General features: G+C 41.6%; 23 protein-coding genes. 19 read left to right on the top strand and 4 right to left on the bottom strand.

Going from position 1 to position 26,345, the window contains the following annotated elements; all coding sequences use genetic code 11:
• The first annotated feature begins 58 nt into the window (after positions 1-58).
• From BLR84_RS07260 to BLR84_RS07345, 18 genes are all read left to right on the top strand, one after another.
• A complete protein-coding gene (locus BLR84_RS07260) occupies positions 59-2,461 on the top strand; it encodes an ABC transporter permease (protein ID WP_090466453.1) in 2,403 nt (800 codons plus the stop codon).
• A 22-nt stretch (positions 2,462-2,483) separates the two neighbouring features.
• Positions 2,484-4,889 carry an ABC transporter permease gene (locus tag BLR84_RS07265; RefSeq protein ID WP_090466455.1) on the top strand — a complete coding sequence of 802 codons (2,406 nt, stop codon included), beginning with the start codon at positions 2,484-2,486 and terminating at the stop codon, positions 4,887-4,889.
• 40 nt (positions 4,890-4,929) lie between these two features.
• The gene (locus BLR84_RS07270; protein WP_090466457.1) at positions 4,930-7,311 is read left to right on the top strand and encodes an ABC transporter permease; all 2,382 of its coding nucleotides are present in this window, start codon (positions 4,930-4,932) and stop codon (positions 7,309-7,311) included.
• A gap of 357 nt (positions 7,312-7,668) precedes the next feature.
• Positions 7,669-8,271, top strand: a complete 603-nt coding sequence (locus BLR84_RS07275) for a phosphatase PAP2 family protein (RefSeq protein WP_090466459.1) — start codon at positions 7,669-7,671, stop codon at positions 8,269-8,271.
• Positions 8,272-8,414: 143 nt separating this feature from the next.
• Positions 8,415-8,900, top strand: a complete 486-nt coding sequence (locus BLR84_RS07280) for a hypothetical protein (protein WP_090466460.1) — start codon at positions 8,415-8,417, stop codon at positions 8,898-8,900.
• A gap of 20 nt (positions 8,901-8,920) precedes the next feature.
• Entirely contained in the window at positions 8,921-9,586 is a 666-nt protein-coding gene (locus BLR84_RS07285) for a hypothetical protein (RefSeq protein ID WP_090466461.1), read from the top strand.
• On the top strand, positions 9,567-10,364 hold the full coding sequence (locus BLR84_RS07290; RefSeq protein ID WP_090466463.1) for a sensor histidine kinase: 798 nt from the start codon (positions 9,567-9,569) through the stop codon (positions 10,362-10,364). The genes BLR84_RS07285 and BLR84_RS07290 overlap by 20 nt, the downstream gene beginning before the upstream one ends.
• 191 nt (positions 10,365-10,555) lie before the next feature.
• Positions 10,556-11,203, top strand: coding sequence for a response regulator transcription factor (locus BLR84_RS07295; RefSeq protein WP_090466466.1), 648 nt, complete (start codon positions 10,556-10,558; stop codon positions 11,201-11,203).
• A gap of 359 nt (positions 11,204-11,562) precedes the next feature.
• Entirely contained in the window at positions 11,563-11,868 is a 306-nt protein-coding gene (locus tag BLR84_RS07300; protein ID WP_090466468.1) for a hypothetical protein, read from the top strand.
• A 60-nt stretch (positions 11,869-11,928) separates the two neighbouring features.
• Positions 11,929-12,480 carry a hypothetical protein gene (locus BLR84_RS07305; protein WP_090466470.1) on the top strand — a complete coding sequence of 184 codons (552 nt, stop codon included), beginning with the start codon at positions 11,929-11,931 and terminating at the stop codon, positions 12,478-12,480.
• A 7-nt stretch (positions 12,481-12,487) separates the two neighbouring features.
• Positions 12,488-13,309, top strand: a complete 822-nt coding sequence (locus BLR84_RS29970; RefSeq protein ID WP_176851988.1) for a hypothetical protein — start codon at positions 12,488-12,490, stop codon at positions 13,307-13,309.
• Positions 13,294-13,713, top strand: a complete 420-nt coding sequence (locus tag BLR84_RS07315; RefSeq protein ID WP_176851989.1) for a thiol-disulfide oxidoreductase DCC family protein — start codon at positions 13,294-13,296, stop codon at positions 13,711-13,713. Before BLR84_RS29970 ends, BLR84_RS07315 begins: the two co-directional genes overlap by 16 nt.
• Positions 13,714-13,754: 41 nt before the next feature.
• A complete protein-coding gene (locus BLR84_RS07320; RefSeq protein ID WP_090466476.1) occupies positions 13,755-14,609 on the top strand; it encodes a lipase family protein in 855 nt (284 codons plus the stop codon).
• A 39-nt stretch (positions 14,610-14,648) separates the two neighbouring features.
• Positions 14,649-15,497 carry a lipase family protein gene (locus BLR84_RS07325; protein WP_090466478.1) on the top strand — a complete coding sequence of 283 codons (849 nt, stop codon included), beginning with the start codon at positions 14,649-14,651 and terminating at the stop codon, positions 15,495-15,497.
• 144 nt (positions 15,498-15,641) lie between these two features.
• Positions 15,642-15,896, top strand: a complete 255-nt coding sequence (locus BLR84_RS07330; RefSeq protein WP_090466480.1) for a hypothetical protein — start codon at positions 15,642-15,644, stop codon at positions 15,894-15,896.
• Between the two features lie 178 nt (positions 15,897-16,074).
• On the top strand, positions 16,075-16,893 hold the full coding sequence (locus BLR84_RS07335; protein ID WP_090466482.1) for a helix-turn-helix domain-containing protein: 819 nt from the start codon (positions 16,075-16,077) through the stop codon (positions 16,891-16,893).
• 165 nt (positions 16,894-17,058) lie between these two features.
• Positions 17,059-17,439: a YybH family protein gene (locus BLR84_RS07340; RefSeq protein WP_090466484.1), complete on the top strand. Its 381-nt coding sequence runs from the start codon at positions 17,059-17,061 to the stop codon at positions 17,437-17,439.
• 135 nt (positions 17,440-17,574) lie between these two features.
• Complete coding sequence (locus BLR84_RS07345; RefSeq protein ID WP_090466486.1) at positions 17,575-18,348, top strand: isocitrate lyase/PEP mutase family protein; 774 nt, start codon at positions 17,575-17,577, stop codon at positions 18,346-18,348.
• Between the two features lie 517 nt (positions 18,349-18,865).
• Here the strand turns inward: BLR84_RS07345 and BLR84_RS07350 are convergent.
• Positions 18,866-21,292 (bottom strand): TonB-dependent receptor, encoded by a 2,427-nt coding sequence (locus tag BLR84_RS07350; RefSeq protein WP_090466488.1) that lies wholly within the window; start codon positions 21,290-21,292, stop codon positions 18,866-18,868.
• 199 nt (positions 21,293-21,491) lie between these two features.
• Here BLR84_RS07350 and BLR84_RS07355 point away from each other — a divergent pair, with 199 nt between their 5' ends.
• Positions 21,492-22,478 carry a 3-keto-disaccharide hydrolase gene (locus BLR84_RS07355; RefSeq protein ID WP_090466489.1) on the top strand — a complete coding sequence of 329 codons (987 nt, stop codon included), beginning with the start codon at positions 21,492-21,494 and terminating at the stop codon, positions 22,476-22,478.
• A gap of 103 nt (positions 22,479-22,581) precedes the next feature.
• Here BLR84_RS07355 and BLR84_RS07360 read toward each other — a convergent pair whose 3' ends face one another.
• From BLR84_RS07360 to BLR84_RS07370, 3 genes are all read right to left on the bottom strand, one after another.
• The gene (locus BLR84_RS07360) at positions 22,582-22,986 is read right to left on the bottom strand and encodes a DoxX family protein (RefSeq protein ID WP_090466491.1); all 405 of its coding nucleotides are present in this window, start codon (positions 22,984-22,986) and stop codon (positions 22,582-22,584) included.
• Positions 22,987-23,184: 198 nt separating this feature from the next.
• Positions 23,185-24,717 (bottom strand): glycoside hydrolase, encoded by a 1,533-nt coding sequence (locus BLR84_RS07365; protein ID WP_090466493.1) that lies wholly within the window; start codon positions 24,715-24,717, stop codon positions 23,185-23,187.
• A 49-nt stretch (positions 24,718-24,766) separates the two neighbouring features.
• Positions 24,767-26,263, bottom strand: a complete 1,497-nt coding sequence (locus BLR84_RS07370) for an RICIN domain-containing protein (RefSeq protein ID WP_090466494.1) — start codon at positions 26,261-26,263, stop codon at positions 24,767-24,769.
• Positions 26,264-26,345: the final 82 nt, after the last annotated feature.

Raw genomic sequence — 26,345 nt, forward strand, 5'->3', positions numbered from 1 at the left:
TATTTATTTAGCGGTAGGATATTGACCATACCGGAGCGGTCTCTTAAATTAATAAGCCATGCTAAAAAACTACATTAAAACAGCCATCAGGAACCTTGCCAGGCATAAAAGCAATGCGGTGATCAATATCGCTGGCCTTACCGTAGGCTTCGCAGCTTTCCTTTTAATATTCCTGGTGGTTCAGTACCAACAAAGTTTCGACAGTTTTCATACAAAAAAAGATAAGATATACCGGGTGGTACGGATCGGACGAAACCCTGTTAACCGCGAATACCGTACAGGCGTACCCGTACCGGTAACATCAACCATACGTACAGAGTTATCGGAAGTGACTAACGCAGCCGCCATCATTAACACAGGCGACCTGCAGGTGATTGTAACACCCAGGGATGGATCGGCACAGAAAAAATTCAAAGAGGCAAGCGGGTTCTTTTTCGCTGAACCCCAGTTTTTCCAAATATTTGATTTCCCCTTAGCCGAAGGTGATATAAAAACAGCGCTTGCAGAACCCAACACGATACTACTCACCAAAGCCAGCGCTTCAAAATACTTTGGCAGCTGGCAAGGCATTATAGGTAAAACGCTAAAAATGAGTGGAATATCTATAAAAGTAACAGGCATTCTCGAGAATCCACCTGACAATACCGATTTCCCTATTAAAGGAGTATTATCCTATATTACCTTATTTAAGCCTGACAATAAAAACTGGGGAGGTATTAATGATGGTAATTATTGCTTTGTTCAATTGGCCCAAAACCACACTGTAAATCAGCTTAGCCGGGCACTTAGTGGTTTTACCGACAGGCATATTAAACCTATAAACTCCGGTTATGATCTTTCGCCCCAGGCGCTGAATGAGTTGCATTATGATGAACGGTACGGAAATTTTACCGGCCGCACTTTTAGCAAGGATCTGATATTGGCGCTTAGCCTTATTGGCCTGTTCCTGCTTATTGTAGCCTGCGTAAACTTTATAAACCTTACTATAGCCCAGGCTGTTAACCGTGCCCGCGAAGTAGGCGTAAGAAAAGTTCTGGGCGGCAGCCGGACACAATTGATAGCACAGTTCTTAGGCGAAACCGGCATCACCAGCCTGCTGGCCATGCTCATTTCGCTTATCATCGTTGTTATCGCTATCCCTGCCGTTAATAACCTATTGGAGATCAATCTTACCGCATCAACTTTATATAGCCCCCGATTGGTCCTATTCCTGTTTGGGGCTTTATTGCTGGTGTCATTTCTTTCCGGATTTTATCCGGCACTTGTGCTTTCGGGCTTTAGACCGGTAAGTGTTTTAAAAGGCGCCTCAGGTGCCGATCAAAAACAAGGGGTTATGTTCAGGCGGGGGCTGGTTGTTTTTCAGTTTGTGATTGCGCAAACCCTCATCATTGGTACGCTGGTGGTAGCTTCGCAAATGGATTATTTCCGCACGGCAAACATGGGCTTCAGAAAAGACGCTGTTATTTACGCGAGCTTCCCTGGCGATAGCCTCAGCCGCACCAAGGTTGACTATCTGCGCGATCAGTTAGCCAAAATCCCGGGTGTTGAAAAGGTTGGCTTCAGCATGTTTTCGCCGGTATCAGACGGAGGCGGCTGGGCTACCGACCTCAATAAGGAAGGCCATAAAGGTGTTAATCCGGATATGATCGTGAACATGAAAATAGCCGATCCGGATTTCTTCGGCGTGTATAATTTACAGCTTGTAGCGGGCCGGATATACTTCGCAGCAGATACCATGCGTGAGTTTGTGGTAAATGAAACCGTAGTCAGAAAATTAGGTATCCAAAACCCCAAGGATGCTATTGGCATGCCCATCAATGTAAGCGGAAGAACCTTACCTATTGTAGGTGTAGTGAAGGATTTTCATGCCAATTCGCTCCGCGACCCTATTGACCCGATAGTATTGAGCACCAACAAAAACGGATACGGGCTGGCCAACCTGCGGATCGATCTGAGCAAAGCAAAATCGATCACCGCCACGATGGAAAATATATGGAACAAAAACTTTCCGGAGTTTACGCTCGAGTATAAGTTTATGGATCAAACCATAGCCAATTATTATAAACAGGAAAATCAGCTTTCAGCTTTGTATACCATATTTTCGGGAATCGCCATTTTCATTTCCTGCCTGGGCTTGTACGGGTTGATATCGTTTATGGCCATACAACGCAAAAAGGAGATCGGTATACGCAAAGTATTGGGCGCACCTATAAAGGATATCGTGATCCTGTTGTCCAAAGAGTTTACCATACTGGTGATCATCGCGTTTTTGATTGCCTCGCCCCTGGCCTGGTATTTTATGCATCAATGGCTGCAGGGCTATACTTATCATATCATGATAGGCATATGGTTTTTCGCGGCTACTATTTTGGCCTCGGTATGTATTGCCTGGCTAACGGTGGGCTATACAGCTATAAAAGCAGCCACTGCCAACCCGGTAAATAGTTTAAGAACCGAATAGTTAGTTACTTAATTAATAAGCCATGCTAAAAAACTACATTAAAACAGCCATCAGAAACCTGGCCAGGCATAAAAGCAATGCGGTTATCAATATCGCTGGCCTTACAGTAGGCTTTGCCGCTTTCCTCTTAATATTTCTGGTAGTTCAGTACGAACAAAGTTTCGACAGCTTTCACGCTAAGAAAGACAGGATATACCGGGTGGTTAGGGTAAGCCGGGATCTCGTTAAGCCGAGTTATCGCACGGGTGTACCTATGCCCGTAACTTCAACCCTGCGTGCCGAGTTACCGCAATTAACCAATACTGCTGCTATCAGCAACGCATCTGATGTGCAGGTAATTATACCAGCAAAGGATGGATCGGCGATAAAAAGATTTAAGGAAGCAAGCGGGGTATTTTTCGCGGAGCCGCAGTTTTTCCAGATGTTTAATTTTGGATTGGCAGCCGGCGATATTAAAACAGCTGTAAGCGAACCTAATACGGTGCTGCTCACTAAAGATATCGCCTCCAAATATTTTGGAAGCTGGAGAACAGCTATAGGTAAAATACTTAAAATGGATGGTAACAATGTTAAGGTAACCGGTGTGCTTAACAATCCGCCCTCCAATACAGATTTTCCTATTAAGGCAGTATTATCATACATTACAATCACTAATAACCAGAACGCTAAAAACTGGAGTGGCATTGACGATGGTAATTATTGTTTTGTTGAGCTTGCCGATGGCCATACCCAAACCCAGCTTGCACAATTGCTGACCGATTTTACCAACAGACATATTAAACCTATAAACCCGAGTTACATCCTCTCGCCACAGCCCCTGAACGAAATGCACTATGACGAACGGTACGGAAACTTTACCGGTCGCACTTTTAGTAAAGATCTTACCCTTGCGCTTAATCTTATCGGTTTGTTCCTGCTCATAGTAGCTTGTGTAAATTTTGTTAACCTTACCGTTGCCCAGGCGGTTAACCGTGCCAGGGAAGTGGGTGTGCGAAAAGTTTTAGGGGGCAACCGCCTGCAACTGATAGCGCAATTTTTAGGCGAAACTATCATTACCAGCTTTTTCGCACTGCTAATCGCCCTGATCATTGTGGTCTTTACTATTCCGGCACTCAATAACCTGCTCGAGATTAATCTTTCCTTGTCGATGTTATATAACATCAGGATCATCCTGTTCATGTTTGGCGCGCTGATCATGGTATCGCTGCTCTCCGGGCTTTACCCGGCATTAGTACTTTCGGGCTTTAAACCGGCAGCTGTTTTAAAAGGAGCTGCGGGCGGTGATCAAAAAAGAGGCGTTTTATTCAGAAGGGGGCTGGTTGTTTTTCAGTTTGTGATTGCGCAAGTGCTTATTATAGGTACGCTGATAGTTACTTCACAAATGGATTATTTCCGGAATGCCGACATGGGATTCAGAAAAGACGCTATCATTTATGCAAGCTTTCCCGGCGATAGCCTTAGCCGCACAAAAACCGATTATCTGCGCGATCAGCTTTTGAAAATCTCCGGTGTCGAAAAAATCAGCTTCAGCATGTTTTCTCCCTCCACCAACGGCGAAGGATGGTACTTTGATCTACGCACACCAGGCAACAAAAGTATTAACCCGGACATGGTGGTTAGTATGAAGATGGCCGACCCTGGATTTTTTAGCGTATACAGCCTGCCTATTGTTGCGGGGAGAGCCTACTTCCCGTCTGATACCATGCGGGAGTATGTGGTAAACGAAACGGTAATCAGAAAATTAGGCATCCAAAGCCCTAAGGATGCTATAGGTAAGCTCATTAATGTGGGCGGCAGAACTTTCCCTATAGTAGGTGTAGTAAAGGATTTTCATGACAATTCTCTCCGCGACCCCATTATACCCATAGTGATGACCACCCGTAAAAACGGATACGGACTGGCCAACATCAAGATCGGCCTCAGCAAAACAAAAGCGATCACCGCTGCAATGGAAAGTTTATGGAACCGAAATTTCCCGGAGTTTACATTTGAATATAAATTCATGGATCAAACCGTCGCTAATTTTTACAAGCAGGAAAACCAGCTTTCGCAGCTTTATACCATATTTTCGGGTATTGCCATTTTTATTTCCTGCCTTGGGCTGTACGGATTGATATCATTTATGGCTATCCAGCGTAAAAAGGAAATTGGCATACGTAAAGTATTGGGCGCACCTGTAAAGGATATTGTAGTGCTGCTATCCAAAGAGTTTACCATGCTGGTGATCATCGCGTTTTTTATAGCCTCGCCCCTGGCCTGGTACTTTATGCACCAGTGGCTGCAGGGCTATACCTATCATATCATTATTGGCTTAGGTTTTTTCGCGGCCACTATTTTATCATCCATATGTATTGCCTGGCTAACCGTTGGTTATACAGCCATTAAAGCCGCGCTGACCAATCCGGTAAATAGTTTAAGAACCGAATAAAACAGAGATCCGTAATATCAATTATTCTAAATATCAGATCATGATAAAAAGTTATTTAAAAGTAGCCTGGAGAAACTTAATGAAAAATAAGCTTTACTCCCTTGTAAATATCATTGGCTTAACCATTGGCATTGTTAGCTGCCTGCTCATCGGAATATACATCAAGCATGAGTTGGGCTACGATCATTTCAATAAAAACGCCGACAATATTGTACGCGTTACCATGGAATATAATCATGGCGGCGCTTCGCAGAAAATGGCGGCCACGGGTACCAGGGTTGGTCCGCAGTTTAAAAGGATGTTCCCTGAAATAAGTGATTATGTGAGGTTGTACAAAAATTCCCAGATAGTTGGCTATCGCGACCTCTTGTTTAAAGAAGATAATTTCATATACGCCGAACCTTCATTTTTTAAAATATTTTCGTACAAACTGATCAAAGGGAATGTTAACGAAGCATTAAACGCACCGGATAAGATCATCATCACACAATCTGCCGCTAAGAAATATTTTCATGATGAAGATCCTATGGGTAAGATACTGAGATCAGAAAATAAAAATTATATCGTGTCGGCAGTGACGGCTGATGTGCCTTCCAATTCGCAGATCAAATTTGATTTTATAATCCCCTTCAACACCCTGAGGCAGGCAAAAAAAGAACAATATTACGGCGCTAACTACATCACTTACCTGTTGCTGAAAAATAAGGATCAAATGCGCCCTTTGCAGCAAAAGATAACTGCCTACATGAAAATTGTTGACAAAACCGAGCTGAATTTAACCGGAAGTCAATTTGTAACTTTTTACCTGGAGCCTTTAACAAAGGTCCATTTATACTCAAACCTGCCCGGCGATCTGGCGCCTGCAGGCAGCATTGTTTATATTTATATACTGATCATTGTAGCGGTGCTCATATTGGTTATAGCCTGTGTTAATTATGTAAACCTGGCCATTGCCCAATCGGCAGGGCGCGGTGCCGAAATCAGTATCCGCAAAGTGATGGGTGCAGGCAAACCGCAATTATTTACCCAGTTTATAGGAGAAGCGTTACTGGTTACCCTTATAGGCATCTTACTGGCTATCGGTATTGCTTACATCGCTTTGCCTTATTTTAACCAGGTTGCAGGCATTCAGTTTAAATACTCCGTATTTTTTGACCCTATCATTATTTCCAGCCTCATCCTTTTGGCCCTGACCATTGGTTTAGCCGCTGGGGCCTATCCGGCGCTGTTATTATCAAACATTAAATTATCCAAAATATTAAAGACCGGATTTTCATTTACCTCGGGCAAAAGTATCCGCAAACCGCTTATCGTTTTTCAATTTGTTATCTCCATATTTCTGATCATCACCACGGTAATTATTTTACAGCAGCTTTCGTACATCCGCAATAAGGATATCGGTTACAATAAAAGCAATATAGTGGTTTTGCCTACCGGCTATAATATGCAGCATATTGATGAGCTTAAAAAAGAGATCAACAATATTCCTGGTGTTGAAAGTGTAGCCTCGGCCAATAACGAACCGGTAAATGTAATGTGGGGCGATGCTATACAAACCCCCGATGGTAAAAGCCTTACTGTAAACGCCCTGCCTATGGACGAGGATTTTATAAAAACCCTGCAACTTAAAATAATTGCCGGTAGCGGTTTTACTCAAACCGATGTTTTACAGATTGATACCACCAACAATTATAAGAATTTCCAATACGCGTTTATACTCAACGAATCGGCAGTAAAAGCTTTGGGATGGACACCCCAGCAAGCTATCGGAAAGCATATTGCAAAAGGTGAAGCGGGCGTTATAAAAGGTGTAGTAAAGGACTTTAATTTTAAATCGTTTCATACACCTATCAGTCCTTTGATCTTATTTCTAGATCATTTTCAAACAGAGGCTTTATTTGCCCGGATAACCGGAAACAATACCTCCAATACCATCAAGGCTATACAAACACTGTGGAAGCAACGCGTACCCGACCGTCCGTTTGAGTACAAATTTTTAGATGATGATTTTGATGCTTTATATCGTACAGAACAACAAACGGCAAAAGTATTTACCACTTTTTCTTTTTTAGCTATTTTACTGGCCTGCCTGGGACTGTTTGCTATTACCGCTTACTCAGTTGTTCAGCGTACTAAAGAGATCGGTATCAGAAAAGTACTGGGGGCCAATGTATCATCCATCATTCTACTCATCTCAAAAGATTTTTTACTTATGGTGATCATGGCCATGATCATTGCTTCACCTATAGCCTGGTATATGTCATATAAATGGTTGCAGGATTTTGCCTATCGCATTAATATTCACTGGTGGATATTTATTGCTGCCGACGCCGCTTCATTAATAGTAGCAGCTATAACCGTAAGCGTACAGGCAGCTAAGGCAGCAATGGCCAATCCGGTTGATAGTTTGAAGAATGAATAAAAATTGGAGAGGCTTAATCTTACTAAATCGTTATAGTCAGTAATTTTTTTGTTAAAAAGATAATTACCGCCTATTGTACTATCAAAATTTTTTTTATACTTGCGCCATCTATAAGGTAAGCATTCTGCTTACTTATTGTGATAAGGTTTAGGTTGAAAGTCCCCGGCGGCGAGCGCTTTGGGGACTTTCGTTTTAAACAGTATTTCAAAGGTATCTTATACCCGCTTTACCCGTATTATCTCAATATTAAGTTTTAAGTTATTTTAAATAACAAACCAGCCTTAATAATGCCTTAAAGTACCTACATTTGAAATAAGCATCTTATATATTTACTGTTATACTAAACCTGCAATACCTATGAAGCTGGTCCAAAAAACATATCTTTTTTGCCTCCTTTTATTATTCATCCTGTCATTTAGTTTGCCAGCACAGGCACAATCAGGTCTTCAACAGTTAGACGATCGTATCATGATCGATCTGCAAAATCAACGCACACCCGAGCAAACCGGCATATTTATGTTTTTGTCCCGCACGCATTTATACGGCGACATCGGCGTTCCGGTAGGCTTACTGGCAGCAGGGGTTATCAGTAACGACAAGCAAATGCGGCAAAACTCTTTATATGTAGCCAGCAGTACCCTGTTATCAACCGGGCTCACGTATTTGATCAAACATATTGTTAAGCGCCCTCGCCCATTTGTTCAGAATATTAATATTGTACCGGTTTACCGGGCTGGCAGTACTTCCTTCCCATCGGGGCATACTTCCAGCAGTTTTGCCACCGCCACGGCCTTATCCAGGGCTTATCCTAAATGGTATGTGATAGCCCCCGCGTTTTTGTGGGCAGGCTCGGTGAGCTATTCGCGCATGTACCTGGGAGTGCATTACCCCACCGACGTTGCGGCGGGTGCTGCTTTGGGCGTGGGATCAACTTTTATATTGCAATCATTAAAAAAATAATGCTCCGCCATAAGTTGTTTAACTATAAAGCAACAACCCAGCCACCAACTGCGTAGAAATACGGTATAAAAAATTCAGGTACTTATACGCTTACCCACTTCAGTGCCATCCTATACATTTGTTATATAAAACTAAACACTACTATGGACGAGATTCAAACACTAAAATTTTTCTGGTTAAAATACGAGATCAGCGCCATCCGGAATATGATCAATAATTCTCCTGGCATTGATAGTTTTGTGTTCTCCTATTTTTTCGCCAGCACTACTGATGATAGTAAGCCACTGCAATTGATAGCGTACGGACACATGTCGCCGGCTAATCAATACAGCAGTTATTACGATACGCTGGAGGACTATAACAATAACGCATTGGAGTTAAGTGGCCCGCTTATTATGAGCAACAACGTAATATCACTTGCCGATATGTTATTGCTCATCGACACCCCTGATCCAGATGGTGATAAACCAGATTACCTGGTGTTTATACCGGATGTTAACGATACTCGTCATGTGTATTATGATGTTGATCGTTATAAAAGGGCTGGCTCTGGTGATGTGGTATTGCCTGGTAATCCGCTAACCGATCCAATTAACACCAATCCATCCCCACCCGCAACTATTAATTAAACAACTGACCATATTCCCGAATGTTAAAAATATTTCAGATCGTTATTGATTGGTCAGAAGTTTGGGCGTTATTAATACCTATATCCTTATTACTAATTAGAAAACAGCCGGCTGTACTTAAGCCGGTTGTTTTTTACGTTTGGATAGCGCTGGTTATTAATCTGGCCATCGATATGACCTGGAAGTTTCGGACCATTTTACCTGCCGCATATAACTCCAATAATTATCTGTATAATCTACATTCGGTTATACGCTTTTTTTTGTTCAGCGCGTTTTTTATAAGGCTGCGACAACCCTTTTTAACAACTGTAAAAAAGGTTATACCGTTTTGCTTTACAGCATTTATGGTTATCAATTTTGGTTTTTACGAAAACTTTTTTGATTACTGGAAATTAAGCAGCCGTTTATTATCCGTTGAAGCCATACTACTTCTATTTTATACGTTACAGTATTATTTATTTAAAATTAACGACAATGTTGACGTTAACATTTTCAACTCCGACTTTTGGATAGTAACCGGTTTAGGTATTTATGTTACTATTAATTTTTTTATATTTCTTTTATACAACGAGTTAACTATACGTATGCAGCATTTTGCCATAAGCTTATGGAATGCGCATAATATTTCGTACGTAATTTTTAACTTGTTTATAGCCAAAGGTTTTTATGAATCAAGGGAGCAATGATATTCGTTTGTTACTGGTAGTTGGGATTGCCGCCATGCTGATGCTTTTTATAAGCCTTTTACTCATTTTTATATTTACGCAACGCAAAAAGCTCCAATATCAGAATGAGTTGCAGGCCCTGCAAAACGCGCAGAAAAACCAGTTGATAGAGGCCGCGGTACGGAGCGAGGAAATTGAACGCCACCGCATTGCTGAAGAGCTGCATGACGAGGTGGGTGCCCTGCTGGGCGCATCGAGCCTGCATTTTTACAGTGTAAAACTTGAAGATTGCGATGACCAGAACCAACGCCTATACCAAAAAGGCAGAGACTTGCTTGATGAGGGGATCAACAAAATACGGGGCATCTCGCATAGCCTGCACTCCAGCATACTACAGGAGTTTGGTTTAAATGAGGCCATCAGTCACTTTTGCAGCAATATATCGCATGAATCGGTAATGGATGTCAGCGTAACCCTTGATAATAGCTACCCTACCCAGGTAGGGCGAAACGACATCAGTATTTATCGTATTGTACAGGAGTTTATTCATAATATAACCAAACATGCCAAGGCCACAAAAATATTTGTACGGTCCATCTATCTCAATAAAACATTGATGCTTACCATCACCCATAATGGTAAAGGCCTTACACAAACCCATTTTGAGGAATTACGGTTTAAAAAAGACGGACTTGGTTTAAAAAACATACAAAACCGGGTAATTTTACTAAAAGCCGATCTTAAATTTTCGCACCATGCCGGTGGATACGCCATTGACATCTCTGTTCCTATTGATTAATAATAAACCAATAGTTAATTATTAAATTAAATCTTTTTTTATAATTTATGAAAAAGGGGTATTCATACTATTCATTTTTTAATTCAAAAGCATAAACTATAGTATATACATAGCACATATAGCTTTTGGGAATATTTATTATTTTTTTTCATAAAAGTTTAATTATTTTTATGGCTCCAACCTAAATAATAATGCAAAAAATAAAAGTAGCTATAGCCGATGATTATGCCATATTTAGAGATGGGTTAAAAGTAGGGCTTAACCGGGATAAAAATCTGGAAGTAGTACTTGAAGCAGATAATGGCGAGGAATTATTACAACAAATAGAACTCATACAACCCGATGTTATTTTAATGGATCTGAAGATGCCCATTATGGATGGTATGGAGGCCACCAAACACATCCGGAAAAAATATGATAACATTAAAATATTAATAGTGACCATGTATGATGAGGCCAAATTCATTATACACCTGATGGAGAACGGAGCTAACGGCTATCTGCTCAAAAACGCCGACCCTAAGGAGATCCGCAAAGCCATCTACTCGGTTCATGAGGATGGATATTATTTTAATGATATTGTAAACAAGGCCCTGTTAAAAAAGCTGGTTATCAAAGGCAATGTTAAACCATCATTTAACCAGGACATTGAATTTTCTGAACGTGAACTGGATGTTTTGAAAATGATATGTAACGAAAAAACCGCTACCGAAATTGGTACGGAATTATTTTTAAGTCCCCGCTCTGTAGAAGGCATCAGGCAGCGCATTATTGAAAAGGTTGGCGTACGTAACACCGCCGGCCTGGTGATGTTTGCTGTTAAAAATGGCGTGATATAACACCTGCCTTAATCCACCTGTTTTCATAACTAATACATTTAAGCGGCTATGATCCTTTAACCGCCTAATCTATCTGCATTTTTCATCTTCATTTTCCCGCTTTTATACTACTTATTCTATAGTAATTAAAGAATATTTTTTCTATTCAAAAAAGGCTCCAGGGACAAAGCTCACAACTAACTGCAATACAATCAATTGCGTACAATTCCTGATACTACGTGAAAATACCCGATATCAGGAATAGGTATTTATACTGTGGTGAAACGCGCAACCTCTCCCGTACTTTATGTTGTGCAATGAAGCTTCAATGAAGGCACATAAACCAAATTTATTTACATCTAATCAAAAAAAACAAAGAAATGGCAAAGTTAAGTTTAACCCAGGCAGAATTAGCTGCCCTTGATGTATTGATCGCCGAGTTAAAAGGCGAAAGCAAATCGGTAGAAGCAGAAGTAGGAAGCGCCGCTTTCATTACTGCTGTAACAGCTGTAACAGCTAAAGTAATTAAAGTTACTGTTAAAGCAACTCCGATTGTTATACAGGTAGCTACTGCTACTATCGGCGGTGCAGCGGTGAATGATGAAACAAGCAAAGAGCTTGCACACTATGCGAAAGAAGGTTTACCATTGGATAAACTGATCGAACTTCGCAAAAAATTTAATTAATAACAGTGTAAGGAGGGTATGGGTACATGCCCTCCTTTTTTAAACCAAATCCTTTAAATTATGATGGCAAAATTAAACTCCACTGTTATTTATGAGTTTATAGTAACAGTTTTCCTGGCTTGCTGGTTTTTGCTTACTATATTAAACCAGTTTAAGGACACCAAGCTTGCTGAGTTTATCAGGGTTAAGATTGATGTATTCGCACTAATACCCTTATGGACATTTTTTGCCCCACGCCCCGGTAAAACCGATTACCACTTATTGTACCGCGATAAAATTACCGAAGAACAATATAGTGAATGGTGTGAAATGGACATCACCGAAGAACGTACATTTTGGTCGTGGTTCTGGAACCCTGAAAAGCGCGACAAAAAAATATTATCAGATGTGGTTCAAAGCCTGGTATCCTGCATCCCCGATTACCGTAAAGCAACCGGCAATACCAATCTTCTGATGTTCTCGATGCCTTATATTATCGTGTTACATGCGGTTAGCCAGTGCAAAAAACAATCGCCAAACGTTTATCGGCAGTTTATGCTGGCCGAAACAAGTGGTTACCAGGAAACAAACCCTCCGGCATTAATCTTACTATCCGTTTTTCACCAAATATAAATTAGCCATGATCGTACTTACAAATATTACACAACTTGTACTCATGATATTGAGCGTTGGGCTTTTTGTTTCGACGTTAGAGTACATCAAAAAGATTCAGATTTTTGCCCCCAACGGCTTACTTTCCTGGAATGTAATGCAACTGAACTGGGGTCAGCGGAATCAAAAAACACTTTTAAAACCTTTTTTTAAATTATTCAGCCAATCGGGTTTGTCCACACTTTTTGTGATCAGATGCCTGCTGCTGGTTGGTTTGGTATTTTTCCCATTACAATCGGTGTTTGGCTGGGTATTGATCAGCCTACTGGCTGTAAGCTTGTTAACGAGTTCGTTGATAACCCGGTACGGCAGTGATGGGTCAGACCAGATGAGCATGCTCATTGTTATTACCTTAGTTCTTTGTCACCTTCCGGGTTTAGCCAGCCCCAGACTTGCAGATATTGGCTTATGGTTTATCGGTTTACAAGCTTGCCTATCATACAGTGTGGCGGGTATTGCCAAATTAGCTTCGGCCGAGTGGCGTGCTTCAACGGCTATCAGAGATGTATTTTCTACAAAAACTTATGGATCGAAAAAGGCAACCCTGTTTCTTCAAAAATATCCGGCGGCTAACGGCTTCCTGTGCTGGAACGTGATGATCATGGAAACCCTGTTTCCGTTATGTCTGTTTTTACCCTGGCCCTACGCCATGATCTTCCTGATCTGGGGTTTTACATTCCATTTTTTTACCGCGCTTATCATGGGTTTAAATTCCTTTTTCTGGGCGTTTATGGCTACTTATCCGGCGCTTTACTTTATCAATCATCAAATGCCATGGCACCTGTTTTAGATTATAGCAAGGATATTATCCTGTTTGATGGCGTGTGCAATTTCTGCAACAGCTACATCAACTATGTAATAGCGCATGACAAGGCCGATAGGTTTGCTTTTGCACCGCTGCAAAGCCATACTGCTACTCGCATGTCGGCCCGGTTCCAGACAGACTTTAAAGAGCTGAACAGCGTGGTAGTTATTCATGGCGATGAAGTATACACCCACTCTAGCGCTGTAATTCATATTGTAAAAAACCTATCTACTATTTGGTTGCCACTGGCTTATTTAGCCTACCTCATACCGCCTTTTATCAGGAACAGGCTTTACACCGCCTTCGCCCATAAACGGTATGTATTGTTCGGCCAATCGGAAACCTGTATGGTACCGTCTATACAGGTCAGAAACAAATTTTTAAGCTAATCCACTATCTAAAATAAAATCTATCAAAACCATTTTTAATCATGAAAAATCAAAAACTTAGCGCTACGGTACCACCAACCGCGCTTCAGTATGGGCTTTTTGTACAAGCAGCACTTGACGTTTATACCCATCATCCAACGGTATTGAGTCCTACCCAGGATCAATACACAAGCTTTCCAGACGGGTATACCTTATTGGCTAACATCCAGATGAACGATTTTTTTGGAACCGATAAAACCACTGCTTATTTTGGTTTTATTGCCGTTGATAATGCTAACCCCACCAGCATTGTTGTTGCTATCCGCGGAACAAAAAGCATCATGGAATGGTGGGACGATTTCCAGGTATCCTCTACACCCTGCCCATTCGCACCAAACTCAGGTAAAGTAGAAAGCGGCTTTTTAGAACTGTATAACAGTCTCCATATTTCGAGTCCGGGAAGTACTGGCAGCAACACTATTGCCCTGAGGGAAACCGTATTCACAGGTTTAAAAAGCGAATTTGACCTGGGTCAATACAAACAGGTAACCATGGTTGGCCACAGCCTGGGATCGAGCCTGGTAACTTTATATGGCCTGGATATGGCGGCCCAAAACAGCAGCAAGGAAGTGATTATTTATACCTTCGCCTCGCCATGCACCGGTGATCAGGATTTTGTTAATTATTACAATACCATTATCCACGAAAGCTACCGCATTTACAACGAACCGGATATCGTTCCTAAATCGCTGTTATTACTGGGTTACAGCCACGTTCCGGTAGGCATCGAGGTAAACTCCCTATTATATTCATGGATAATGCAATCCATAGGATGCTTTCATTCACTGGGCACCTATTTATTCCTGGTGGGTGGTGAGGCAAGCCTTGTAGGTACCTGTACGGTTACTACACCGTAACAACTATACTAATGACGTAATAGCACAAAAATTTCAACCATGAAAAATCAAAAATTTGGTGTTATGCCCCCATCCGCGTTGGATTATGGGTATTTTGTAAAAGCGGCTTACGACGTTTATAATGCTTTACCCGATGTATTGAGTCCTACACAGGATCAATACCCGGAATTTCCAAGCGGCTATCGTTTGCTTTTCAACATTCAGATGAGCAATTTCTTTGGACCGATCTTAAAGCCGGTTTATTTCGGATTTGCCGCTATAGACCTGTCGAACCCTTCCAGTATCGTTATCGCCATCCGCGGCACCGTAGGCTGGATGGAGTGGTGGGATAACCTGCATGCCTATCCGGTGCCATGTCCGTTTGCACCTAACTCAGGTAATGTTGTAGCTGGCTTTTTAGACCTGTATAACAGCCTTAAGATCCTGGCACCCGGAGTATCGTCGTTCGATAATGCTATTGCCCTGAGCGAAACCGTAGTTCCGGGTTTGAAAAGCGTATTTAACCTGGATAATTATACCCAGGTAACCGTAGCCGGACATAGTTTGGGAGCAAGCCTGGCAACTTTATATGGTTTGCACATGGCGGCCACTAACAGCAAACGGTCAGTTGTTATTTACACCTACGCGTCACCATGTACCGGTAATCAGGACTTTGTAAATTATTACAATACCGTTATTTCTGAAAGCTACCGCATCTATAATGAACCCGACGTGGTGCCTAAAATTCTGCTGTGGTTGGGATACAGCGCTGTGCCTGTGGGTTTCGAGCTTAATTCTTTGCTTGATCCTAACGTAAAACAATCCATAGGGTGCTACCATTACCTCACCACTTACCTGTACTTATTAGGCGCACCGGCCAGCATTTTGGGTCCCTGTGCAACAACATAAGCCCTTAATTTGTCTATATATAATACCTACCCGTGAAAAGCAAAAGCCCGTAAATGGAAACATTTAGGGGCTTTGTTATTAACACACAATTCATGATGGCTTAAACGTGAGTTTGCAGTATAATGCTATTATTAGATCAAAAAAATGCGTATCTCTTTTCCTAAAAAAATGTTCCAGCATTTTTATACCTGCCCTCTTGAGCAACTGGAAGAAGAGCTATCCCGTTCCTCTATCCGGATGAAGTTACAGGACAGCCCCAAAACCGACGAAGACCGTGCGCTGTATCAAAATGAGCTGGACCGCCTGAGCGTACTCAAATACATCAACCAGTTGCGTAAGGGTAAATTAAGCCGGGAAGATTTTGGACTGAAGGTAGAGCTGGCCGATACCCCGGCATAAAAAATTTAAAACACTTCCGTTTTGTACAATTTCGTAAGCTCCATTCTTCATTTATTTGTACTGCTTATTTAAAAGTTAACTGAATGTAATAAGGTATGTATTTAACTGTCAAAAAGTTATTTTTCTTAACTTTATGTAGATAAATCATACTTCGGGATACGTTGCAATAGAACAACAGATGATATTTAAAGAATTTGCACCGAGCGAGCGGCTTAAGCCTTATATCAAATGCTTGTATTTTTACGAGTCGGGCTCGGCTGTGAACTATGATGACATTGTATTCCCCAGTGGTAACACCGAAATAATTTTCAACCTGGGGCAAGGCCATTGGCAGGCTAAAAAGGATGGCGCTTTTTATACCACCCCCCCTATCGAGCTCTGGGGGCAGGTCACCAAGCCGTTATCCATTAAATCAATAGGCGAAAACACGATGATGGGCGTACGGTTCTACCCACATTCGGCAGCTTATTTTTTTAATGAAAGCGTGGCCGAATTTAATAACGAGGTTGTTGATGCCAGCGACCTGATGGGCGCATCATTGAAAACCCTGCATGCCCGCCTGCTGGATATCAATGATCTGGACAAAAGACTAGCCTTAATTGAAGAATATTTATGGAGCAGGCTGGTGCTGTTTGAAAAAAAGCATACCAAGATCAACTTCATTGGCCAAATTGTACATAGCTTATACAGCAACAACTCCGGCAACGAAAAAATAGAAGCTATCTCGGTTCGTAACAATATATCGGCACGTTATCTCAATATGTTGTTTTCGCAATATACCGGACTACCACCTAAATTATTCTGTAAAATAAACCGCTTTCAGCACAGCCTGAACCTGGTAAATACCAACGGACAGAACCTTACCAACATCGCCTATGAGTCTGGTTATTTTGATCAGTCGCACTTTATTAGAGAGTTTAAGTCATTTACGGGCATAACACCCAATTCTTTTAATACCCAGGCATCTCCTATAAACCAGGTACTGGCTGGTAATTAATCTTCCTTTTTTTATTATTTACTCACTTGTTCAATTGTGGAGATTGAGCTCCTTTTGTGCACGTTTTTTAAATTACCCATCAATAAAAATAATCATTACCGATTTGTACAATTTCCTGAAATACTGGTGGTATAATTTTGTATCAACAAATAAAAATCAGCAAAAATGAAATTAGCAAAAACACCTGAAGAGGTACACACAGCATTGGCAAACGCCTTTAACACCGGAGATGTAAACACCGTATTGAGTATGTATGATGTTACCGGCATTATTGTTCCAGAGCCCGGTAAACCGGTTTCCGGAAAAGAAAACTTTGAAGAAGCCATCAAAGGCATACTATCCATCAAAGGTAAAATGGATATTAAAACCGTTTACTGCATTCAGACAGGCGATATGGCTTTGGGTCGGTCTGAATGGAGCATTACCGACAATGGCGAGGTTAAAATAAGCGCCAAAGGAATTGAGGTAATGAAACAACAGACCGATGGCAGCTGGAAAGTTTTATTCGACCACGCGTTTGGCGCCGAAACTAATCTTACCGCTTAATATCAGCAACAATAACACAAAGGGCCGGCGAATATGCCGGCCCTTTGTGTTTTAATAACCTATCACTTCCGTTTTGTACAATTTCCGGATAGCCAGCTACCCTAACTTTGTATCAACAATAAAAAAAATAAGATCATGAAGAATAAATTTGAGGCATTTTTAGCACTACATCAGCAAGCAGAACCATTACTCATAGGCAACGCCTGGAATGTGCAAAGCGCCAAAGTATTTGAGCAGAAAAATTTTAAAGCCATAGCCACATCCAGTCTCTCGGTAGCGGAAACTTTGGGTTATGAGGACGGACAGGATATGAGTTTTGAGGATTACCTGTTTGTAGTTAAACGCATCGCAGCATCGGTTTCCATCCCCTTCTCTGTCGACCTGGAAGGTGGTTATGGCGATACTCCTGAGCAAATAGCCGCTAACATTATCCAGTTATACCATTTGGGCGTATCGGGTATCAATATAGAGGATTCGGTTGTAGCTAAGGGACAACGGAGTATTGAGAGCGCCGGGATCTTTGCAGAAAAGCTTCGCCGGATATGTCAGCTCTTAGATGCAGAAAACATAAAGATATTCATCAATGTGCGTTCCGATTCCTTTTTGCTTGGTTTAGCCAATGCTTTGGAAGATGCGCTTAGCCGGATAAGTCTTTATCAAAATACGGGGGTACATGGTTTATTTTTCCCCTGCGTGAGCCAAATATCCGATATGCAAAAGCTTACCCAGAGCTCAAAGCTGCCCATCAATGTGATGTGCGTGCCCGGCTTACCCAATTTTAAAGAATTACAAAACGCCGGTGTAAAAAGAATCAGCATAGGCCCATTTTTGAACAAAGCTATTTACCAGAAAATGGGGGCTTCTATAGATCAAATGAATGAGGAAGGCAGCTTTGACAGTCTTTTTTAAACTATACTTAAAAGATGGAAAGCCCCACCCAAACCCTCCTTGGTGGGGAGGAATTTTAAAAAAAGGGCGAAGTTAATTCTCCCCTTCCGCGAGAGATTATTACATGAGGGCTTTGCCGTTTAGAGGAGCCAGATAATCCTTGAACAGGTGGCCATTTTGTTAAAAAGTGGGTTTACATGGTTTACACTTTTCATGGTTAACATCGACATATTTAATTGATTATCAAGTAAATATGATAAAATACAGTAAATTTATGTAAACCGACTTATCCGCTCATTTAAGCGTCCACCCGGACTGCTATTCAAAGTCAAATACTTCAGCGCGGATTTACATTAACCAGCCCGGAGCAAAGATATTACTCAGGGCAAACACATCTATAACAACAAAGACAACAGCACAAAGTAACCGGCATCTGATTATGCAAACCGACCCTTCGGGTATTGATCCCACTAAATAAAAAAAGCGCGATCTGTTGCAGATCGCGCTTTTTTTATTTATTAGAATATTTAGTCTTTCCTTAAAATTTATAGGCAAAACTCAAAGCAAAGCTTCTTTGCGCTTGCGGGTTTATTGACCAATAGCTGGTATAATATTGCTTATTGGTGATGTTATTCAGGTTAAATGTAATCCTGTAACTATCAGCATTATAAAACAAGCTCGAGTTGATCAGCACATAACTTGGCAAATAAAATACGCCGGTTACGCTATTATCAATTGCCTTTTGCTGGCTGGCATAATTACCACCAACTCCAAAACCAAAGTTCTTTAAATTGCCTTTCATAAATTTATAAGTAGCCCAGAAGTTTGCAAGATCTGGTGCGCCTTGCCCGCCGGGAGTTCTGCCGGGTTCATTATAAAAATCATCGCTATTACCTTTTAATATTTTGATGGAGTTATGGCTGTAACCAGCAATCAGGTTTAGTCCAGGCGCCGGGTTGGCATTCATATCTATCTCAAAACCCTTACTTCCAACTGTACCACCTTGAAGGTACCCATTGATATTAGCCGGGTCTGTATATACCCTGTCGCTTACTCTGATATCATAGTACGAGGCGGTTATATTCAATTTATCCGACAATAGGTTGGTTTTTATACCCACTTCCCATTGGTTAGCATGTTCCGGCTTAAATGATTGCGTGCCTGGGTTATTACCATCGGCATCGGCTATTGAACGCGGATCGACGTTGATGAAAGCGTTCATGTAGTTAGCAAAAAGTGAAACCTTATCCAAAACAGGTTGGTAAACCAATCCAAATTTGGGCGAAAAAAATGTTTGGTTATAGTTACTGGTCGGGTCGCCTTTAAGGCCTTTAGATACATAATGATCAACCCTTAAACTGGCCATAGCAGCCAGTGCCGGTGTAAAATTAATTACATCCGAAACATAGGCGCTGTAGGCGCTATTGGTAACATTAGTTCTGTTTCCGGTTTTAGTTGCTAAAATATTATCAACCAGGGGCTGAGATAAATATACCGGCGGGATAGTATCATGGGTACCCGGAACAGGGTATGCAACTTCACCGCTTTGTGGGGTTACATGTCTTACTACAGCATAACCCGATCCGTTATTGATCACATTACGGCTAAAATAATCCAACCCGATCAGCAAACGGTTCCGCACATTCCCTATCTTGAAATCACCATTAAAGTTCTGTTGAACATCAGTTGTACTGGTTGTGTAATTAGCTTTATTAAAGGTTTGCCCAAAATATTGATCTGTTGCTACGGCATCATCATAAATATAGGTATAGTAACCATCAGATTTTACCGTTGTACGTGAAAGCACCGTTTGTGAGGTCCACTGGCTGGATATTTTATACAGCATTTGCGCCTGCAAATTAAACCTGGGGTTTTTCATAGTCAGATCATTGCTTGTGAATGACTCGTTGTAATTAAGGTTTAAGTCTTTCACATTTTTAAAAGGCAATGGACTATACCTGTCGGATTGAAAAAATATTGGTGCTATTGCCCTTTCTTCCTGCAATATCTCTGTCAGGAAATGAAATGAAAGTTTGTCATTCACTTCATATGTTAAGGCAGGCGCTATAAAAAAGGATTTTTGAAAGCCAGCGTTTTGAAAACTATTTTGATTAGTGTATGACGTATTTACCCGCAACGCTACTTTTTCTGTTTTGCTCAATGGTGTATTAACATCGGCTGTAACCCGGTTTAGTCCAAAGCTTCCTACGTTATAAGTTATCTCTCCGCCTGTTTTAAAATAGGGTTTCTTAGTGATGGTATTGATCATACCACCATAACTTAAAAAGGCTCCACCAAACAACGTCCCCGATGGTCCTTTGATCACTTGTATCTCTTCTACATCAGCCAGGTCGAGATCTCCACTGGTTAAGCCAGGTAAACCGTTCATAAGAACAGGCTGAGCTTCAAAACCACGTATTGCGAAATACGTGCCACCATCACTCGCTCTGCCGGTTGATCCCCACGTTTTGGTAATTCCGGGCACATTACGCAAAGCATCGTCATATACGGTAATTCCCTGTTGTCTTATTATTTCGGACGAAACAGCATTGTAAACCTGTGGGTTCTCCAGATTTTTCAAGGGCATTTTAGCCACAATCGCGTTTACCTTATTTGATTTTTTTGTTGAAACTACAACCTCTTGTAACTGGGTAGAGTTTTCTTTCAATATAAAGTTAACGATTAGCGTTTCACCTGACCGTGTCACAACTGTTTGTTCCTTTTTCTCGAGCCCGACAAAAGACGCGATCAAAGTATGTGATCCAGGTGTTACCCGTTTGATCTGGTAATTTCCATTTTCATCGGTCAAAGCTACTTTATTGGTGCCTTTGATGGCTACACTTACCAGGTCGGCGGGTTTTCCGTCAACCGTTTTTACGGAGCCGGTAATAGTTGCTGTTTGTGCTAATAAGGTTAAGGAGGGTAGCAGGAACAGGATTAAGCAGTAGGTAATCTTTTTTATCATAGTTGGTGTATTTGATATGTCGCAAAAGTATCGTTTAAATTGTTTTTAAACAATATTATTTAAAATCATTCTAAACAAGAATTTATTCACGTCTTTTTTCGCGGGTATCGAGGACATGAACATCTGTTATACAGATATATAATGGCTGATATTTTTAATAAATGTGATGGTATTGAATGTTAGTTTGTAATTTAGAATTATGAAAAACTTACCAGTTACAAGCTACAAGGGTATTTCCCGTTTTATCCGGGTACAGATCGTTTTGTCATTGTTCCTTTTTTCAGCGATCAGTGCATCAGCTGTTTCATTAAAAAAAGCTTCTGACTCGGCAGTCATCGGGCGATGGGACATAACGATAGACAAGGCAGGTAAAAGTCTGCCCTCATGGTTGGAGGTGCAAAAATCGGGTACACATATCCTCATTGGTCGTTTTACCTACGCTTTTGGAAGCGCGCGACCTATTTCTGAAATTAAACCACATGATGGTAATTACAGTTTCTCTATTCCACCTCAATGGGAAGAAGGAAACAGAAATATGGACTTTGAATTTGAGCTTAAGGGAGAGGAATTAGTAGGCACCATGGTGTATACGGATGGAGTAACTTATCATTTTACTGGAGTAAGGGCACCGGCTCTGATAAGAGCCAAAGATCCTGTTTGGGGCACACCTGTTAAATTATTCAACGGAAAAGACACTAAAGGCTGGCATACCGATGGTAAAAACCAGTGGACCGTAGAGTCGGGCATATTGAGGAGCCTACACTCGGGCGCCAACCTGATCACTGATAAAACCTTTAATGATTTTAAATTGCATATTGAATTTCGTTACCAAAAAGGCAGCAACAGTGGGGTTTACCTGAGAGGCCGGTATGAAGTACAGGTTATGGATGTTAAAAGCGGCGAGCCGGAACCTATCAATAACCAGTTCAGTGCCATTTATGGTTTCCTGCCCCCGAACAAAATGATGGCGAAGGACGCGGGAGAATGGCAATCATATGATATTACACTGATCGGTAGATTGGTTACCATAGTAGCCAATGGCACCACGGTTATCAACAGACAGGTGATACCGGGAATTACAGGTGGAGCTATCAATAGTAAAGAAGGCGAACCAGGACCTATTTTGATCCAGGGCGACCATGGACCAATAGATTATAGGAATATAGTGATCACTCCTGCCAAATAACGCTGAAACCTATTTTAAATAAAGCAAAAATGCCTGAGCGAATCGCTCAGGCATTTTTGCTTTGAAGGGTTATCCGGATAGTAAATCCTTAGGCGAAGAGTGCTTAATTCTGTATCTGATTAAAGGCCTTAAAGTATGTTGCAGCGTATACCTTTCTGAACATGATATAAGTTACTGATACCATAATAAATGCGATAACGGCATCCATAGTACTTGCCAGTCCTAACACATTCAGCTTGGAAGCAAAGGCAAAAATGATATCGAAGAAAATACCTGCAAATACCCACTCTTTTAATCGGAGCAATTTACCTGGGATTAAAAGAACGATAATACCCAATACTTTGGCAATTCCCAATGTATAAATAAAGTGAGGCGGGTAACCCAGCTTCAAGGTGATGTCCCAAACGAGTTTGTTGGTGGTCAATTCACAAAACCCGCTTGTACCAAACCATAAAGAGGTTAATGCGATGCCTATCCAATAGATTGTTTTTGTTGTTTTTGGTGTCATGATTTCTTGTTTTTAATTCTTTTGTTGCTTCAAAAATGGGCCTTACTCTTCAGATCACAGAGCAGTTTTAAAGCGAACCGGACAAAATGCACGACGGAAAAGACATTTTTGATTATTAAATAGTATCAAGCTAAAAAGTAAAACCCCATACCATAGCTGGTACAGGGTTTTGTCTTTTGTAAAGATGGAGTAAGGGTTTTATTTAATAAGCCCCGTCAGGGTGATAACTGAGCGCGATGGAATAATTGTTCTTGAACCATCTATTTTACGAACTTTCAGCTCATTGCTATGCGACGTTAAGTACGAGTTAGTAAACTGAACTTTGGCATTGCCCGTATTAAACGCTGCAACTACATCATCGGCATTAGGGTTAACGATGACCATGACTATATTTTTCCCGTTTTTAAAGGCCGAAACAAGCAGCGGTTTACTTGCTGAGGATGAAACGTTGGCGTCAATTCTTACAGAGCCAGGTTTGATGAACCTGCTATAGTTACCCATAGCCCAAAGCATTTTGCTGGTGTAAAAATTACCGTCAGTTTTATTTTTATCTACGTAAATAAGGCCATCTTTATAATCATAAGCCGAAATGGCTGTCCACCATTGCCATGCCGAAGCATTAGCGACCGTAAGATCTATATGGATCACCGAGGCCAAATATAGCGCCGCATCAATACCCAGATCGCGTTTGCTACCATCCATTTCTCCTGCGTTATCACCCAGAATACAATACTCAGATTGCCAGTAATCAAGACCCTTTATAGCAGTTACGTTATCGGCCAGCGCCTTACGTGCATTGATTGCCGTTGGCATTGGCGACGTGGTAAAGTAACTATGCGCTACTATGCTTTTACTTACGCCAGGCAGACTGCCAATGTAATTTGCTGATCCGGGTTTAAAAAAATCATTGATTTGATTGCCCTTTCCCGGTTTATCACCAGCCGTAAATAAATAATTAATGCTTCCGGCTTCACCTACAAGAATTTTTGAACCGATCTTTTTAGCCTCAAAAGCTTTGCTGATGGATCTTATGATGCCGGCGATTTCCGTGTTGTTATAGGGGCATCCCTCCTGCCCGCCATCGCTCCAATCCCACTGAGGTTCATTTATTGGGCTTATATAGTCAAAATTAACTTTACTCACCTGTTCAACACCCTTTACAACTTTGGCCAGGTATGCAGCAAAGTCGTCATATTGATCGGCAGCGATATTTACTTTACCACCGCTGGCATAAGCCTTCTTATTGATGGTGAACTGCACCGGCGGACTATTAGTAAAACCCAAAAACTGCTTTACGCCACGTTTTTTTGCCGCTTTTAAAAACCAAACCTGCCCGGCCTGATTTTGCCAGTTATAGTCGCCATTGTTGTTTAAAAATGATTCGGCACGACGCCATTCATCTTTAATACCGCTTTGTTCTGCCTGTTGCGCGCTGCCTGCTCCAATATTAAACCGCCATAATGACAAACCGATGCCCTTGGGCGAACCATCAGCATAGGTATCACGGCTAAAAAGCAGATCGGCAATTTTGTTTCGCTTATCATCGGGCCAGTTGCCGACAAACTGGCACGACCACGCATCAGACGCACCAAAGTTGCTGATGGTTTGGTATGTTTTCGAAAAATCAATGCTGATTTTCGCTTCCTTATTTTGCCCATTGACCAAGGAAACATTAAATGCTAAAGCAATGCCTGTTAAAAGGATTTTTTTTGTTGTAGATAATATCATCATATTCAGATCAACAATAAAGCAGGACCTTCCGATCCTGCTTTATTATAATTTATTGTTGTACGATTTGCCATTGTTGGTTGTTGCCACCACCCCAGGGCCATTGAATAATGCCTGCTCCATTGGCGGTAGATGCACCATTAACATCAAGCGCCAGGCCACTGTTACGGTTGATGGCCTTATATATGCCATCGCTAGTGGCGGTAAGCTGCCATTGCTGGTTATTACCACCGTTCCATGGCCATTGTATAATACCCGCGCCATTGGCTGTTGAGGCACTATTAACATCAAGTGCCAGGCTGCTATTACGGTTAGTTATTTTATAATATCCGCCACCGTTATCGGTAATTTGCCATTGCTGGTTGTTACCCCCATTTTGCGGCCATTGTATGATGCCTGCACCATTGGCGGTTGAACCACCGTTAACATCAAGCGCCTGCCCGCTATTGAGGTTCAGGAACCTGTAATAAGCTCCGGTATAAAAACTATCAGTACCACCCGCACCAACACCCCATGCATACTTCAAACGGCTTAAACCCGACGCGTTTGTGGTGGATACTGTTAAGCTTGTACCGGTACCATTAATTTCCTGGATCCTGTAACTATCGCCTGTACGAATCCCCGGCCAGTAAACAGCTCCCATACCAAATGCACGCACCTGGTTGGTAAGCCCCTGCAAGTAGGCTATCTCCACATCGCCGCCAATAGCACCAGTATAGTTTTTACCACCCGTCATCGGTATACCAAACTCCGTTAATACCGCACGGCTGCTGTAGCTACCGATATTACCTTTCAACCTGTTTTCCCATTGCAAGGCGGTTGTGTTGGTACCGTTGCTAAAAAAAGTATAATCGTGAATAGATAACAAACAGCCCGAAAACCGGCTATCGGCACCTACACCGGTAATATCCTGTGAATAAGAGGTACCGCTGATAAGGATCCGGCCCTGAGGTACGGATGGATAATTGCTTAACCATTGCGCGCAGATGGTTGTCCAGTCGGTTAAGGAATAACCATGCGGTTCGTTAAAGATCTCGAAGTATACATGTGAATTACTGCCATACTTGGTAACAATAGTTTGCCACATGGACCAAAACTCTGTAGTGTTATCGATCTTACCATCTTCTGATGATTTGGCTTCCCAGTAGCCCAGTATCACGTTCATTCCTTTACTCAATGCTTTATCAACAACGCCGGTATAAGAGTTCCACCAGGTTTGTGATACGGTGGAATAATTTACAGGCAAGCGTACAGTATTGGCCCCTGTATTGGTTTGGATACCACTTAACACAGCATCAGCTTTTGTAGATACTGTGGCATAAGTATCTGACGATGTTAAACCGCTTAATACCAGTATCCCGTCGCTAAAATTGTCACCATCGGCGGCCCAGTTAACGCCTTTGAGTGCACTTGCCGGTGTAGCATTAACTTTGATAGTTTTTGTTTTTACATCGTCAGGGGATGATGATCCCTTGACCGCGACAATATCCTTTTTACATCCTGCCATCAAACAACACATCGCTAATAATAAAGTACTTAGGTTTTTCATAATTGGTATAGGTTAGTATGAGGTTAAAAAAAAGGGGATGAAAACCTGTTCCCTCCCCCCGTATAGTTACTATCAATAGCCG

Origin of the sequence: Mucilaginibacter sp. OK268 (genome assembly GCF_900103125.1) — a bacterium.
Taxonomy (GTDB): domain Bacteria; phylum Bacteroidota; class Bacteroidia; order Sphingobacteriales; family Sphingobacteriaceae; genus Mucilaginibacter.

What these genes read in the sequence shown, in the direction of transcription:
- BLR84_RS07295 (WP_090466466.1), top strand. Translation starts at nt 10,556, where the DNA reads ATGCAAAAAATAAAAGTAGCTATAGCCGATGATTATGCCATATTTAGA.
- BLR84_RS07345 (WP_090466486.1), top strand. Translation starts at nt 17,575, where the DNA reads ATGAAGAATAAATTTGAGGCATTTTTAGCACTACATCAGCAAGCAGAA.
- BLR84_RS07335 (WP_090466482.1), top strand. Translation starts at nt 16,075, where the DNA reads ATGATATTTAAAGAATTTGCACCGAGCGAGCGGCTTAAGCCTTATATC.
- BLR84_RS07315 (WP_176851989.1), top strand. Translation starts at nt 13,294, where the DNA reads ATGGCACCTGTTTTAGATTATAGCAAGGATATTATCCTGTTTGATGGC.
- BLR84_RS07300 (WP_090466468.1), top strand. Translation starts at nt 11,563, where the DNA reads ATGGCAAAGTTAAGTTTAACCCAGGCAGAATTAGCTGCCCTTGATGTA.
- BLR84_RS07325 (WP_090466478.1), top strand. Translation starts at nt 14,649, where the DNA reads ATGAAAAATCAAAAATTTGGTGTTATGCCCCCATCCGCGTTGGATTAT.
- BLR84_RS07330 (WP_090466480.1), top strand. Translation starts at nt 15,642, where the DNA reads ATGCGTATCTCTTTTCCTAAAAAAATGTTCCAGCATTTTTATACCTGC.
- BLR84_RS07370 (WP_090466494.1), bottom strand. Translation starts at nt 26,263, where the DNA reads ATGAAAAACCTAAGTACTTTATTATTAGCGATGTGTTGTTTGATGGCA.
- BLR84_RS07340 (WP_090466484.1), top strand. Translation starts at nt 17,059, where the DNA reads ATGAAATTAGCAAAAACACCTGAAGAGGTACACACAGCATTGGCAAAC.
- BLR84_RS07280 (WP_090466460.1), top strand. Translation starts at nt 8,415, where the DNA reads ATGGACGAGATTCAAACACTAAAATTTTTCTGGTTAAAATACGAGATC.
- BLR84_RS07320 (WP_090466476.1), top strand. Translation starts at nt 13,755, where the DNA reads ATGAAAAATCAAAAACTTAGCGCTACGGTACCACCAACCGCGCTTCAG.
- BLR84_RS07305 (WP_090466470.1), top strand. Translation starts at nt 11,929, where the DNA reads ATGATGGCAAAATTAAACTCCACTGTTATTTATGAGTTTATAGTAACA.
- BLR84_RS07360 (WP_090466491.1), bottom strand. Translation starts at nt 22,986, where the DNA reads ATGACACCAAAAACAACAAAAACAATCTATTGGATAGGCATCGCATTA.
- BLR84_RS07365 (WP_090466493.1), bottom strand. Translation starts at nt 24,717, where the DNA reads ATGATGATATTATCTACAACAAAAAAAATCCTTTTAACAGGCATTGCT.
- BLR84_RS07350 (WP_090466488.1), bottom strand. Translation starts at nt 21,292, where the DNA reads ATGATAAAAAAGATTACCTACTGCTTAATCCTGTTCCTGCTACCCTCC.
- BLR84_RS07270 (WP_090466457.1), top strand. Translation starts at nt 4,930, where the DNA reads ATGATAAAAAGTTATTTAAAAGTAGCCTGGAGAAACTTAATGAAAAAT.
- BLR84_RS07260 (WP_090466453.1), top strand. Translation starts at nt 59, where the DNA reads ATGCTAAAAAACTACATTAAAACAGCCATCAGGAACCTTGCCAGGCAT.
- BLR84_RS07275 (WP_090466459.1), top strand. Translation starts at nt 7,669, where the DNA reads ATGAAGCTGGTCCAAAAAACATATCTTTTTTGCCTCCTTTTATTATTC.
- BLR84_RS07265 (WP_090466455.1), top strand. Translation starts at nt 2,484, where the DNA reads ATGCTAAAAAACTACATTAAAACAGCCATCAGAAACCTGGCCAGGCAT.
- BLR84_RS07355 (WP_090466489.1), top strand. Translation starts at nt 21,492, where the DNA reads ATGAAAAACTTACCAGTTACAAGCTACAAGGGTATTTCCCGTTTTATC.
- BLR84_RS29970 (WP_176851988.1), top strand. Translation starts at nt 12,488, where the DNA reads ATGATCGTACTTACAAATATTACACAACTTGTACTCATGATATTGAGC.
- BLR84_RS07285 (WP_090466461.1), top strand. Translation starts at nt 8,921, where the DNA reads ATGTTAAAAATATTTCAGATCGTTATTGATTGGTCAGAAGTTTGGGCG.
- BLR84_RS07290 (WP_090466463.1), top strand. Translation starts at nt 9,567, where the DNA reads ATGAATCAAGGGAGCAATGATATTCGTTTGTTACTGGTAGTTGGGATT.